This window comes from Streptomyces sp. NBC_00448 (genome assembly GCF_036014115.1).
In the GTDB taxonomy this organism is placed as follows: Bacteria; Actinomycetota; Actinomycetes; order Streptomycetales; family Streptomycetaceae; genus Actinacidiphila.
In genome coordinates, this window is the sequence record NZ_CP107913.1 from 6,311,741 (window position 1) to 6,324,999 (window position 13,259).

The window sequence follows — 13,259 nt, forward strand, 5'->3', positions numbered from 1 at the left end:
GCGGGCTTTCGTGAGCCTGTCGCTACGGGGGCCGGCCTTACGGTGGTTCGGCGCCGTCGCGGCGCGCGGGGCCGTCGGCGCCCGTCAACTCCGCTACGGCCAGCAGCGCCAGGCCGCGCAGGGTCGCCTCCTGGCCGAGCCGCACGTCGAGGCGGTTGCAGGCCAGGTGGGTCAGATGGCCGGCCAGCCGGTCGGGGAGGGCGGACCGCCGCTGCGCGTTCCGGCAGGACGCGAGCCACTGGTGCACCGGGTCGGCGCCGGCCTGGCCGGTGGCTTCCGCCGGTGCCTGCGCGCGGACCGCGCGGGCTGCTCGGGCGACGGTGAGCAGGGCGGCCCGCCGGTCGCCGTACCGGGCCGGCAGGTCCGGTGCCGGCCGGCCCGGCGCAACACCCGCGTCCAGGCTGCCGGTCAGCAGGGCGAAGCAGTGCGCCGCCCGCCGTGCCGGGCCCCACTCGGCCAGGACCGCGGCGACGGCCAGTTCGCTGCAGGTGGCGAACGCGTCCTCGACGGCCCGCAGCGCGTCACCCCGGCCGTACTTGCCGTGCTCCGGCCGGTAGGGGTGGAAGGAGAGGCTGTCGTGAGGAGCCAGGGTGCCGGGTTCGCTCTCCGGCTCGTGGGCAGCCAACTGACCTGCCAGCGCCTGGTATTGGCTCTCCGTCATGGCCGGTGACGGCGGCCGGGCGCGGAAGAACGCGGCGGCGTGCGCGTCCAGCGTCGTGCGTACCGCGGGCTCTGCCGCCGGCGTGGTGAGGCGTACCCGCAGGCGCAGGTGCGGACCGCCCTGCCAGTGGCGGAGGAAGAAGAAGCGGTCGGCCAGGCCGCGTCGGCGCAACTCCGCGACGGCCTCGGGGAGCAGCGCGCGCACCACCAGGTCGAGCGGATGCCCGGTGAACACGTGGGCGCTGACCCAGCGGTCGTCGGGTTGCGGGTCCGGTGCCGGGGCGGGCTCCGGCTGAGGCTCCGGATTCGGGTCCGGTACGCCTCCGGGCGGGCGGGTCAGCATGTCCGCGCCTGCCGGTCCGGCATCGGGAGCGGGGCGGCGGGCAGTTCGATCAGGAACTCGGTCGCGTACCGGCGGCCGTCCCGGTGGGCCGGTGCGTCGTGGAGGTCGGGCAGGGCCTCGGTGAGCAGCAGCGGCCGGCCGGTGGCGGCCGCCCGCTCGAAGACGCGGAGCAGATGGGCGTGCGCGAAGTCGACGTACACCGGCTTGCGGTCCTTGTCGTGCAGCGCGGGGCCGGTGAAGCCGTCGGCGGGGCGTGGGGTGAGGGTGCGCAGGAAGCAGCGCGGCGGCAGGCCGAGCGCGGCCCGCCAGGCGTGCACGCGGACCAGGTAGGCGGCGTCCGGCTCCCCGGCGGCGCGGGCCGGCGCCCGCCCGCGGTCGACGAACCAGGTCGCCCGGCGCAGCACCACGGCCCCCAGGGCGAGCCGGGGCATCCTCGTGCAGCCCGCGCCGGGCGCCGCCCCCGGGTCCGTACCCGGTGGCGCGGTCCGCTCCGGCGGGAGCAGTTGCCACAACTGCGGCCAGTCCGACCAGAAGGCGTAGGAGGTCTGACCGAACGCCTCCGCCAGCAACCGGGCCGGCAGTGGGAGCAGTGGCGTGGCGAGCAGGCCCAGGTGCAGCGGCCGTACGACGCGGCCGGTGGCGCGGTGGAGCAGGTGGAGGCGGCGGGTGCGCGGGTCGTGCACGACGTCCAGGTCGGCGGGGCGGATCAACCGCTCGGGGGGCCGGTGCGAGGTGGCGCCGTCCAGGTCGATCGCGTAACGGGTGGCCGCCGCCCGCTGGTTGAGGGCACTGCCGAAGACGGCGTCGAACTCGACGTGCAGCGGGGTGCCCGCGGGACAGTCGCCGGGAAGCCCCTCGTGGGCTGCCTCGGGCCGGCCGGTGTCGGGTTCGGCTGCGTCGGGATCGGCGACCCCGGGTTCGACCTCCTCGGGTTCGGCCGCTCCGGCCGCCGCGTCGAGCAGGCGGGCGATCCGGGTCCGGCCGGTCCCATGCCCGCAGGTGACCGTGTTGAGCACCAGGCCGAGCCCGGCGGTCGGGCCGTCGGGCAGGGTCTGGACGTAGTAGGCGTGGTGGTCGCCGGAGGTGTCCGGGTCGGGCCAGGCGCCGCAGAGTTCGCTGACGGCCTGGGGCGCGAGGCGGACGGTGCCGTCGTGCGCGGGCGGAGTGCCGGCGAGCAACTGGCGCAGCTCGTCCTGCCGTTGAACGTCGCGCTCGCTCGGAGCGTGTGTCCCGGGTGCGGCCCACCAGGCGCCGAAGTCCTGGAGGAAGCGGGTGAAGGGCTGCCGGAAACCCGGGCCGTACGCGGTCAGGGCGCGCTGCCGGAGTGCGTCGCGCGGCGGTGCGAGGGTGTCGAACGGGGCGAGCAGCGCGGGTATCCGTGCCAGGTCGGCGAGCGCCGGCCGCCAGGAGGCCGGGTCGAGCACGGCGGCCGTGCCGACCGTGACGGTGTGGTGGAAGTACACCGGGCCTCGGTCCAGCTGTTCGTTCGGGCCGATCAGTTGGAGGCGTCGGGCGGCGGCCGTGGTGTGCCGGCGCAGGGCGGCGGCGAGGTCCCGGTGGGAGCCGGGCGCGGCGGCCCGGGCGGCGTCGATCCCGTCGCGGATGGCGCGCAGGTCGTCGAGCAGAGGGGTGAGGCGGTCGCGGTGCCGCGGTGCGGGCAGGTGGCTGCCGAGCCAGTCGTCCAGCGAGGCGGCGTCGAGCTCCTGGTCGGGCGGCCCGAGCCGGACCTCCAGCAGGCCGAGCCGGACCAGCCGGGCGATGACGGCGTCGGCGGCGGAGCCGGGGGAGTCGGCGGCGCCGGTCGTGGTGCCCCCCGGGCCGGGCGCGCCGAGCAGGGCGCGCAGCCGTACGGGGCTGGGCTCCTCGTGGACCGCCGCCAGGATCGCGGCCAGCGCGGGTGTGGCGGGCAGGGCGCGTACCTCGCCGGACGGGCCCGGCGCGGTGAACAGCCACCGCTCACCCTCGGGGGAAGACACCGGTGTGGCCGACGGGTTGACGCGCAGCCGCACGGCAGCGCCCAGTTCCGGCACGTGGGCGAGCGCGGCGGCGATCCGGGACAGCGGCAGCAGACCCGCCTCGGCCACCTCGGCCCGGACGGAGCTCTCCAGCCGCACACCGGCGCCGGCGTCCACCTCCCAGCGGCCGAAGCCGACTGCCGCGAAGGTGGTCAACGGGCTGGGTTTGGCCATCGCACGGCCCGCGTACTTGGCCAGCCGCACGGCCGCCCCGTCCAGCGGCCGCCGTTCGGGCGTGCCGCGCTCGCCCCAGCGCAGCAGGTCCTCGTAGAGGTCGGGACTGGCGTAGTCGAGACCGGTGGCGAACGCCGGGTCCTGGACGAGCGCGGCGAGGGCGGCCGCCGCCGACCGGGTCTCGACCGGTAGGACGCTGCTCAGTTCGGTGAAGAGCTCCGCCCGGGTCCGACGCAGATCGGCGTGGTGGTGGAGGCGCTCGGCGAGCGCGGCGCCGAGTACGTCCGGCGGGGCCGCCGCGTCCAACAGCGAGCCGATACGGGCGCCTTGGTGCACGGCGCGGCGCAGGCCCACCAGCCGGGCCTTGAAGGGGCGGGCCGGCTCGGTGCCGATCAGGGCGTACAGCGCATCGCTCAGCCGGGCCGCGTCGACGGTCAGCCGCTGGTCCAACGACGCGACGCGCATGCCGAGTTCGGTGCTGCGCGGGATGCGGGAGGCGTCGAGCGCGGTGGTCGGCAGCCCGGCGATCCGCACTCCCACGGTCTGGTCGGCCGGGGCCGGAACGGGGGCGGGCGCAGGAGTGGTGAGCGCGGGGCGATCGGTCGAAGGCGGCGTGTTCCGGCTCATCAGAACACCACGGGGACGCGGAAGGCGGCGCCTGGGCGTGCCGTGCCGACGGCCACCTGGAAGAGCACGGTCTCCTCGCCCGAGGCCGCTCCGAGCAGGCGTTCGGCGCCGGCGGCGTCGTAGCCGTTGTGGACCCGGGCGGACAGGCCGTGCCGCGCCGCGACCACGCACAGCAGATGGGCCGCCGCCCCCGCGACCAGGTGCAGCCTGCGGAAGGCGTCGGTGCCGTGCCGCGCGACAGCGGCGCCGCGCCGCACGGCGAGGTACGCGGTGCAGGCGGTGGAGCGGAAGTTCATCGACACCCGGCCCTCGGTCTGCCCGATCCGTTCGAGCAGCGGCAGCGGGTCGCCGTCGTGGGCCTGGCGCAGGCGGCCGCCGCTGTGGACGTAGTGGCCCTGGGAGGCGCCGGCGACGCGCTGGACCAGCAGGTGGCAGGAGAAGTCGGTGAACGGCGCCGCGGCGAGGGCGGGTTCGAGATCGATGAGCAACTCCCGCGGGGCGGGAACGGGCTCGGGGTCGAAGAGCGCGGCGCCGGAGTGGCGGGCGCGGAGCACCGAGGCCAGGTCGGGTGGTGGCCAGGCCGCACGGTCGGCCGGGGGCGCCGCCGGTCCCAGGATCTCCAGGTAGCCCATGGGGTGTTCAGCCATGGCCGGCAGCCGGTTCGCGCAGAGGTCGTGCAGCGTCTCCCGGTCCTGGCCGGGCCGGGTGCGCAGGCCGAGCGCGGTGGCGACCAGGTGCACCGCGCCCAGCAGCATCCCCGCCTCCTGGGCGCACAGCCGCGGGGCGTAGCCGCCGTAGAGCCGGGCCGTCCGGGCGAACCGGCTGGTGATCACGACGTACCGCGAGGTGCCGGGACCGCCGTCCCGATCATCGCTCAACGACCCCCGCAACAGCACGAGTTGGTGGTGGAGCGGATCGAATCGGAAGGCCGCGGTGGGGGTGAGCAGGGTGAGCTCGCTCGGGTAGCGGCACCGCGCGGAGGCCACCGCGCGGTGCAGCGGCCAGCCGCCCGGGGTCAGGTCGTGCTGGAGCAGGCCGTAGGAGTAGTGCAGCAGCGCGGCGAGCACGGCCGGGTCGGCGAGGGTGGCCGGGGAACCGGGGGAGGGCGCCAGGTGGAGCGGCGGAGGCGCCAGCGGGAGGCGCGGCCCGGGCGGGAGCGGGTCGGGCTCCGCGCCGGCCGTTCCGGGTGCCGGGTGTCCCGCCGCGAGCGTGGGCGGGATGGCCCGGCGGGAGTAGACCGCGTCCGCCCAGAGCGACGAGGGGAACGGGTCCTCGCTCGCGAAACTCCTTGCGGTGGTGGCGGTTTCGGGGGGCGCGGGTGCCTCGGGGGCCGTACTGGCCGTGCTGGCCGTGCCGGTCCCCGCCGTCGCGCCCGTCACCGCCGTCGCACCGGTCCCCGCGGTCGTGCCGGTCCGGCCGGCGGCCCCGCCGGTCACCGCGCCTCCGCGCCGAGGAAGCGGCCGGTGGGCAGATCCAGGACCGCGGCATCGGTCACCAGTGACGGGTCGGTGCTCTCGCCGGTGTCGTCCAGGCCCGCCACCCGGCGCAGCAGGTGCAGGCAGAGCTGGTTGGCGGCGAGCGCCGCCACCGGGCCACCGAGGTACGCGCTCGGCTCCGGCGGGTGAGCCGGACCGCCCGCACCCGTGGCGCCGGTCGCGTCGTGATCGGGCCCACCATCCCGCGGCTCCACGGGGGTTGGAGTTTCCGGGGCACCCTCGGGAACGCCCACCGAACTGATCACGACGTGGTCGCCCCGTCCCATCGCCTGCCCGTACCGGAGCCCGCCGCGGGTCGCCAGCGCGCGGGCCTGGTCCGCCAGTTCCGGGTCCCACACGTCCGAGCCGAGCAGCACCATCCCGGCGTCTGCGGGCAGCTCGGAGGTCTCCGCGCCCAGGGCCTCGTAGTGAAAGCATCCGCCCTCCTGCTGGAGCAGCGCGACACACGCGCTCAGCCGGGCCGTGTCCCCCGCGGCTTCCGGACCCTCGTCGGCCTCGCCGCGTCGCAGGCGGACATGGGCCACCCCCGAGGCGAGCAGGGCGAGGACCAGCGCGCGTGCCATCCGTCCGCTGCCGACCACCAGGGGAGCGCAGTCGCGGTACCGCTCGAAGCGGTGCTCGGGCGAGTCCGCGCGCGCCGCGACGAAGTCGATCAGCGCGGCGTGGTGCGCGCGTATCCGCGGGCTCAGGCCGTGCGGAAGATCCGCCGTGGCGTCGCGTACGAAGCCCTCCCGGGCCAGCAGTTCCACCAGCGTGCGGACGTGCCGCGCGGCCTGTGGCGGGAGGTCGGCGGTGAGCTGCTCCAGGTCGCTGCCGCCGTCCAGGAACGGCCGCAGCCGTTCCAGCCACGGGTGGATTCCCGGCAGCGCGAAGGCCGCCGTGTGCCGGGGCCCGCTGATCACCACGCCCCGTTCGGAGGGCAGCAGATGCGTGTCGGGAAGCAGCCTCGGCCTCATCGCCACCTCCATCGGGGTTCCGCGGCGGGAACGTGTTCTCGCGGGCGGAAGGCGCGGGGAGGCGCCGGACGAAGCCGTGCCCACGACCTCCGGGCGGCCGACACTAGCTCAGCTCAATGGTCTAGTCCATCCCCTTCACAGACCCCATTCGTCACGCTAGTGTCCGAACTGGGCGCCCGAACATGCGTGTTGATGCTCCATTAGGTTCGAAAGGAGGGCTCTGATGAACGAGAACAGCAACGGCTCACCCTCGCTTGCTGCGGCGGTCGCCGACCTCGCGCTGGACCTCGACTTGGACTCGCTGGCCGGGGACGAGCACAGCCAGTCGCTCACGGCGGGTCACGGTATGACGGAGGCGAGTGCGTCCTTCTGCTGCGCTCCGCCGCCGAACTGCTGTAACTGCAGCTGTTCGTGAGTCGGTAGCGCGTGCCGGGCGGAAGGTCGCCCGGCACGCGCGTCGGCCCGACGTTCCCCATGGCACCGACGGCGTCGGCCGCCGTGACGGCCCCACCTGCTGCAACGGCCCCACCGTCGTCCCGTGTCGTTCCGGGCCTCCCGAGGGTGCGGGTCAGCCCTGCTCCCGCGCCTCCAGCTCTTCCAGTGTCGCGTCGAGCCAGCGCTGTTCGGCCCGGGAGGTCGCCCGGGCGATCGTCAGGACGCCCCGCCGGAAGGGGTCGTCGAACTCCTCGGCCCGCTGCGGCCGCCCTTCCTCGTAGAAGAAGCTGGACGGCCGGCCGAGGAACGCCTTCCGCCGGTGCAGCACGGCTGCCTGCTCGCCGGGGCTGCTCAGATGCCGCAGGAATGCGAGCACGGTGAACCAGCGGTTCTCGTCGCTGATGTCGGCGCCGTCGGCCTCGCGCAGCCTTCGCAGCAGTTCCTCCTGGCCCGAGTCGGTCAGCGTGAGGGTGTGGCGCGGCGCGGCCCTGCTGCCGGGTTCGGTGCGGCGCTGGATCCAGCCGGCCCGTTCGAGCCGCTTGATCGCCGGGTAGAGGGTGCCGTCGGCGATGGGCCGTACGTGCCCGGTGAGCTGGGCGACGCGGTTCTTGAGCTCGTAGCCGTGCAGCGGCTGCTCGTAGAGGAAGCCCAGGATGGCCAGTTCCAGCATGTCCCCATCCTCTCCCACCCGGCCAATACATCGGTGTCTATGTATAGTCTAAGCGAGGTATTGAACGACTGAGGAGGACGGACATGCACGCTGCCCCCGTGACGGCCGACGGAGCACACATCCGCTGGGTGGAGATCCACGGAGCCGCCGCGCCGGCTCGCGTCTACCTGCACGGGCTGGGCGCGTCGTCCGGTCCGTACTTCACCGCGGCCGCCACGCACCCCGCCCTGGCCGGGCACCGCTCGCTCCTGGTCGACCTCCTCGGGTTCGGGATCAGCGACCGTCCCACGGCCTTCGGCTACACCCTGCAGGAGCACGCCGACGCCCTCGCCGCGGCGCTGACGGCCGCCGGTGTCCAGGGCGCGGACGTGATCGCGCACAGCATGGGCGGCGCCGTCGCCATCGTGCTCGCCACCCGCCATCCCGACCTGGTCGGGCGGCTGGTGCTGGTGGACGCCAACCTCGACCCGGTCGTCCCCACCCGGCACCTCCCCGGCAGCAGCGGCATCGCCACCTACTCCGAGGAGGAGTTCCTCGCCGGCGGATGGGAGGAGGTCGGCATCCGGGTCGGCCCCCACTGGTGGTCCACCATGCGGCTGGCGGGCCGTGAGGCGCTCCACCGCAGCGCCGTGCAGCTGGCAAGGGGCGGCACGCCGATCATGCGCGAGCAGCTGCTCGCCCTGGAGATCCCGCGTACCTACCTGCACCCCGCAGGCGACACGCAGCCGGCCGGCGCGGCCGAGCTCACCGCGGCCGGCGTGTCGGTCGTGCCCGTCCCGGACTCGGGGCACAACGTGATGCTGGACAACCCGGAGGCGTTCGCGGAACTCACCGCGCGCGCACTGGCCCGCGGCCGGGCGGCCGACTCCGCCGGCGGGGACATTGGCCGGGACATTGGCCGGGCGGTGCCGTGCGGGCTCACTCGTCCATGAACACGATCCGGCGGGCCGGCCCGGAGGCGCCGGGGGCCGTGATGGTCGACACGCGGCCGGCGGGGACCGCGCGTTCGCGGCCCCAGGCGCGGATCTCCTCGATCTGCTCGGGGTTGAGCCGGCTCAGCGGCACGGTGTTGGCGAAGGCGTCGAGGAGGTAGGAGGGCTTGAGCCGGTCGGCGCCACCGCATCGGAACGCCTCCTCGCCGACGTCGTGGAGGGTGGACTCGATGTCGGACCCCGCGAAGCCCTCCGACAGGTCGACGAGCCGGTCCACCTGCTCCGGGTCGGGGTCGGTCCGCAGATAGCGGTGGTAGTAGACCTCGATGATCTCCTTGCGGTCCTGACTGTCCGGCAGGTCCACGAAGAACAACTCGTCGAACCTTCCCTTGCGCATGAGTTCGGGCGGCAGGCTGCGGATGTCGTTGGCGGTGGCCACGATGAAGGCCCGCGAGCGGGACTCCTGGAGCCAGAAGAGGAACTGCCCGATGATCCGCTGCGGTACGCCGGACATGTCGTCCCGGCCCGCCAGGCCCTTCTCGATCTCGTCGATCCACAGGATGCACGGCGCCACCCGGTCCGCCATGGCGAGGGCCTCCCTGAAGCGGCCCTCGGACTCGCCGAGGTACTTGCCGTGGATGCTGGCCATGTCGAGCCGGTAGAGCGGGAGTTGCCACTCGTGGGCGATGGCCTTCGCCGACAGCGACTTGCCGCAGCCCGGAACTCCCACCAGCAGGACGCCCCGTGGCGGCCGCAGTGCCGTGTCGCGCAGGTCGGCGTGCATCATGTCGTGCTTGCGGGCGAGCCACTTGCGCAGGTTGGTGAGGCCGCCGATCGTGTAGTCGCCCTCCTTGAGCTGGACGCGTTCGAGCCCGGTGAGATCGGAGAAGATGCGGTCCTTCGCCTGGGCGAGCCCGAGGACGTCGCCCTTCAGGATGGAGCCCTTGGCGGCGATGGTGGCCATCAGGTTGATGCACTCGGCCTCGGTGACACCGCAGAGGAACTCGGCCGCGCGCCGGGCGTCGTCCTGGTCCCACTCGATCGGGATGTGCCCCTGGTGGTCGCCGAGGAAGCCGGTCAGCGCGTCGTACATCTCGTCGGTGTCCGGCAGGTCGAGGTGCAGGCTCATGCCGAGGCGCTGCAGCCCGCTCCAGATGGGCGCGTCCGTGATCAGCACGATACTGCCGGAGTTGTTGTCGGCGAGCCGGGCGAGTTCGGCGATGTGCCGGGTGACGGGAGTGTCGTCCTCGAGGTGGTCGGGATCGACGAGGACCACGGTCGCGTTGGCCCGGCCGCTGAACTGCTTCGCGGCGAAGTCCATCGCGCCGACCAGCGAACGGTCGTCGTGCACAGGGGCGTTGGTGCGCAGGTCGCGCAGCCCGGTGGCCCGCGTGTAGATCCAGAACGGCATGGTGCTGCGGCGCGGCTGGTTGGCCGCGTCCCGCAGCAGCCGCAGGGCACGCTGCTGCTCGATGGAGCGCATACCGATCACGGGCACCCGGGCGGAGATGTAGCTGTCGAGGTGGGCCAGGCTTTCGGAGTAGTTCGACATGCGGGCCTTCGGTCGCGTGGGCGGAGTTGCGGGGCGGGGTCTGCGTCGGCGGGGTCTGCGGGGGCCGAGTCACGTGGGCACGTGGCGGGGGCGGGGGCTGGGCCGGGTGAGCAAGTGGCTTGGCCAGGAAAGGAGTTCGGTCGGGTTCAGTTGGTGATCACCCGGCGGCGCGGGCGGGCCGCCGGATCGACGGCCCACGGGTCCGGGTCCGGGATCGGGTCCGCGTTCGGGTCCGCCTTCCCGCGGGCCGCCGCCTTCCCCGGAGCGGGCGGGCCGGCCGGGAGCGCGGCGGTCAGCGGGTTGTCCCGAAAGGTGCGCCGGCGCTGCTCCACCCAGCGGGGGTCGGAGCCGTTCTCTGCGGCTGCCCGGTCCAGGGAGCGCTCCAACTGGTCCTGCAGATCACGGATCTGGCCGTCGACCATGTCGGTCAGCCGGGTGCGCGTCGCCTCGGGCAGTCCCGGGTGCCCGGCGAGCGCCCGTACGGCCTGCAGCCCGTTTCTGGCCTGGGCCAGCGCGCGACCCGCCGAGAACTCGTCCGAAGCCGCGAGCAGCGCCTCGACCAGCCGGTCGGCCCAGGCGGTGAGCCGGGTGTCGAGGGCCCGGCCGAGGTGCTCCGCCAGCCGCGCCCAGGTCTCGGCCGGAAACCGGTCGTCGGCGAGCGGCGGCAGGGCGCCGGGGGACACCGGCTCCTCGGCCGCCCAGCGCCGCAGGAACTCCACCCACGTCTCGTACGGCCCGCCGTGCCCCCAGTACGCGTTCACACCGAGCCGCCGGGCCTGCGCACGAGGGTCTCGCCCGGCGGGAGCGGCTCCCAGTCGGGCAGGCCCTCGACGACCCTGCGGACCCGGCTGGTGACACGTTCCCCGGTTCTCCCGCCGGCGGAGGAGGCCCATGGGGAACCGGCGCCGGACGAGGACCAGGCGGTCTCCCCGGGCGGCTTGCGGGGCGGGGGCGGTTCGGTGGGGTACGGGCCGGGGCCGGTGGCGCTCATGATGCGGGTCCCTCCTTGCCTACGGTGCGGCCCTCGAAGGGCGAACCGCTGTGAACAGCGGTGCTCAGCGACTTGATCATCTCCCGGCAGCGCGGCTCGACGTCCTCGGCCGTGCGCAACTTCTGCTTCCAGTCGGTGAGTTCGGCGGAGGCGGCGCGCAGCTGGTGGAGGGACTCCAGCTTGGCCTGTTCGAGGATCGTGCGGGCGTTGTCCTGGAGCCGGCGGGCGGCCTGGGCGCCGTTGTACAGGATCAGGCCCCAGACGCCGCCCACGACCGCAGAGATCACCAGGGCGGCCGGCATGCTGAAGGCCCCGATGACCACCAGGACGCCGGTGATCACGAGCGCGAGCGGCGCCGCCTTCCTCACCCACGGGAAGGCGTACGAAGCGACGAAGGGGGCCATGTGCTGGTCCCAGTGCGCGGTCAGCGACTGCTCCAGGTCGGGCATCGGCCGGGTGAACGAACCATTCCACTGCGGAAGTCGGAAGGTCTGCGCGGCCACCGTGCACGTCGTGTCGAACTGCGCCTGGACATCCGGCGGCACGGCGGCCCGGTAGTCGCGGGTGAATCCGGCGTGCGCCTGCAGGAACCACTCGTGGCAGGCGGCGACGGCCAGTTGGCGGGTGGCGGGCGAGGTGCCGAGGGCCGCCGGGTTGAGCGCGGCGGTGGTCTGCACGGTCAGGTAGTCGAGCGTCTCGTCGTACGAGGCGGAGTCCGCGTCGGATGCCTTGCGGGCGGCGTCCAGGTCGCCGCCGTGGTCGATGACCGCGTGGTTGAAGGCGAGGTCGCGGCGGAGCGGCAACTCCTCGTTGTCATAACCCGAGACGAGCCGGTCGAGGATGTCGTCCACCGCGTCCTCGATCCGCTCGGTGGGTCGGCCGACGTGGTCCATGACGGCCTGGTACTTGTCGAGCACGGCCTGCTGGGCGCGGGCCCGGCCGAGGACGCCGCCGAGCTGCGGCCACTGCGGGCTGACCTGGGCCAGGCGCGGGAACTCGGCCACCGTGGAGGGCCGGGCGAGGGAGTCGATCTCGTCGCGCCAGCGGGTGATCTGCCGCCGCTGGGAGTCGTCGTCGTCCATGAACCGCTCGCGCCAGCCGGCCAGTGTCGTGTCGAGCAGTTCACGGCCGGCGAGCCCGAACGCGCCCTGGGCGATGGACTCCAGGATGACGGCGAACTCCCGGCCGAGCGCGGCCGGGTCCTGGGCGATCAGGTAGTGGCGCAGCCAGCGCACGGCCGCCGCCCTGCGCTGCTGCCGGCGCAGCACCAGGGCGAAGAACAGCGAGGTGTGCTCCGGAGAGCGCCGGAACGCCTCCTCCACGGCCTTCTCGCACAACGTGCGGTCGTCGGCCGACCAGGAGGCCAGTGCCACCAGGGCGGGTGCCAGCCAGTAGCGCGGCGTCTGGATCATCAACTGGTCGCTGACGAGGCGGACGTTGTCCTCGGAGACCAGGCCCAGGTCGAAGGCCTGGAGCATCCCGACCGCGGTGCGGCGCACCGTCTTGTGGTGGCCGAACTCGTGGTCGACCTGGTCCTGGATCACGCCGACGCGGGTCTCGGCGCGCTGGACGTTGGCGGTGAGCTGTGCGGTCCGGACGAAGGCGAGGAACTCGTCGCGCAGTTGCTGGAGTTCCGTGCGGGTCTGCTGCTGGTGGGACTCGACGGCCGCCACCTGGCCGGACACGGAACCCACCTGCTCGCTGAGCCGGACCACGAGGTTGCTGACCTGCTGCACCTTCCGATGAAGGGCGTAGTCCACCTCGGACATGCGGTTGTTCTCCGATCACACGGTTCCGGTCGGGGGCGTCGGCAGCGGGTGGGTCAGGGACGGACCACGGTCCCGTCGTCGAGGACCGGCAGGAGCAGCCCGCCGGGGTAGACCTCGACGAAGGCGTAGCCGCCGGAGCGCACCAGCATCCGGGCGGCCGCGAAGGGTTCGGGCACCGCCTCGAAGGGGGTGAAGTGCCGGACGATCTGCTGGAAGAGGTTGAGTTGATGGTCGATGTACGGGGGGCCGAGGTGGCAGACGGCGAAGAAGCCGACGGGGGCCTCGCCGTAGCCGGTCTCGTACTGGTCGCGAATCCACTCGGCCAGTTGCTTGCACACGCTCTCGTCGAAGCCGGCGTCGAGGCGGCCCACCGCGTCGCGCAGGTCCTGCGGGCGCGGGGCGAGGGCCGCACGGCGCAGCGGGAGGTGGGGCCCGGTCCGGCCGACGACCCGGCCGGAGGAGGGCCCGGTACCCGTCCCCTGCTCGGTGCGGCGCAGGAGGTCCGGCGACATGGCGGGCGGCGACACGGCAGGCGGCGACATCGCGGGCGTCGCCGCACCGCCGCTCTGCACGATCCGCCGTGGCCGTTCCAAGTGACCCATGTGTCCCCCGACGTGAGTGAAGGCGTTCGCCGTCTCC

General features: G+C 74.0%; 12 protein-coding genes. 2 read left to right on the top strand and 10 right to left on the bottom strand.

All coding sequences use genetic code 11. The features are described from left to right. Positions 1 to 37: 37 nt before the first annotated feature. Genes OG370_RS27265 through OG370_RS27280 form a run of 4 tightly spaced genes read right to left on the bottom strand, consistent with a single transcriptional unit; the run spans position 38 to position 6,271 of the window. A complete protein-coding gene (locus tag OG370_RS27265) occupies positions 38 to 1,003 on the bottom strand; it encodes a lantibiotic dehydratase C-terminal domain-containing protein (protein WP_328468725.1) in 966 nt (321 codons plus the stop codon). After that, positions 997 to 3,819: a lantibiotic dehydratase gene (locus OG370_RS27270; protein ID WP_328468727.1), complete on the bottom strand. Its 2,823-nt coding sequence runs from the start codon at positions 3,817 to 3,819 to the stop codon at positions 997 to 999. The genes OG370_RS27265 and OG370_RS27270 overlap by 7 nt, the downstream gene beginning before the upstream one ends. Then, the gene (locus OG370_RS27275) at positions 3,819 to 5,255 is read right to left on the bottom strand and encodes a hypothetical protein (RefSeq protein ID WP_328468729.1); all 1,437 of its coding nucleotides are present in this window, start codon (positions 5,253 to 5,255) and stop codon (positions 3,819 to 3,821) included. The genes OG370_RS27270 and OG370_RS27275 overlap by 1 nt, the downstream gene beginning before the upstream one ends. Continuing rightward, the gene (locus OG370_RS27280) at positions 5,252 to 6,271 is read right to left on the bottom strand and encodes a hypothetical protein (RefSeq protein WP_328468731.1); all 1,020 of its coding nucleotides are present in this window, start codon (positions 6,269 to 6,271) and stop codon (positions 5,252 to 5,254) included. Before OG370_RS27280 ends, OG370_RS27275 begins: the two co-directional genes overlap by 4 nt. A gap of 223 nt (positions 6,272 to 6,494) precedes the next feature. Between OG370_RS27280 and OG370_RS27285 the strand changes: the two genes are divergently transcribed. After that, entirely contained in the window at positions 6,495 to 6,686 is a 192-nt protein-coding gene (locus OG370_RS27285; RefSeq protein ID WP_328468733.1) for a thiomuracin/GE37468 family thiazolyl RiPP peptide, read from the top strand. A gap of 153 nt (positions 6,687 to 6,839) precedes the next feature. On the opposite strand, the gene OG370_RS27290 is transcribed toward OG370_RS27285, so the two are convergent. Beyond that, positions 6,840 to 7,376 (bottom strand): PadR family transcriptional regulator, encoded by a 537-nt coding sequence (locus tag OG370_RS27290; RefSeq protein WP_328468735.1) that lies wholly within the window; start codon positions 7,374 to 7,376, stop codon positions 6,840 to 6,842. Positions 7,377 to 7,459: 83 nt separating this feature from the next. Between OG370_RS27290 and OG370_RS27295 the strand changes: the two genes are divergently transcribed. Beyond that, positions 7,460 to 8,308: an alpha/beta fold hydrolase gene (locus OG370_RS27295; RefSeq protein ID WP_328468737.1), complete on the top strand. Its 849-nt coding sequence runs from the start codon at positions 7,460 to 7,462 to the stop codon at positions 8,306 to 8,308. Here the strand turns inward: OG370_RS27295 and OG370_RS27300 are convergent. From OG370_RS27300 to OG370_RS27320, 5 genes are all read right to left on the bottom strand, one after another. Next, positions 8,295 to 9,860 carry an AAA family ATPase gene (locus tag OG370_RS27300; RefSeq protein WP_328468739.1) on the bottom strand — a complete coding sequence of 522 codons (1,566 nt, stop codon included), beginning with the start codon at positions 9,858 to 9,860 and terminating at the stop codon, positions 8,295 to 8,297. The genes OG370_RS27295 and OG370_RS27300 overlap by 14 nt on opposite strands. Before the next feature lie 146 nt (positions 9,861 to 10,006). Continuing rightward, on the bottom strand, positions 10,007 to 10,621 hold the full coding sequence (locus tag OG370_RS27305) for a hypothetical protein (protein ID WP_328468741.1): 615 nt from the start codon (positions 10,619 to 10,621) through the stop codon (positions 10,007 to 10,009). Beyond that, positions 10,618 to 10,851, bottom strand: a complete 234-nt coding sequence (locus tag OG370_RS27310; protein ID WP_328468743.1) for a hypothetical protein — start codon at positions 10,849 to 10,851, stop codon at positions 10,618 to 10,620. Before OG370_RS27310 ends, OG370_RS27305 begins: the two co-directional genes overlap by 4 nt. Continuing rightward, positions 10,848 to 12,620 (bottom strand): hypothetical protein, encoded by a 1,773-nt coding sequence (locus OG370_RS27315; RefSeq protein ID WP_328468745.1) that lies wholly within the window; start codon positions 12,618 to 12,620, stop codon positions 10,848 to 10,850. Before OG370_RS27315 ends, OG370_RS27310 begins: the two co-directional genes overlap by 4 nt. Positions 12,621 to 12,673: 53 nt before the next feature. After that, positions 12,674 to 13,222 carry a hypothetical protein gene (locus tag OG370_RS27320; RefSeq protein ID WP_328468747.1) on the bottom strand — a complete coding sequence of 183 codons (549 nt, stop codon included), beginning with the start codon at positions 13,220 to 13,222 and terminating at the stop codon, positions 12,674 to 12,676. Positions 13,223 to 13,259: the final 37 nt, after the last annotated feature.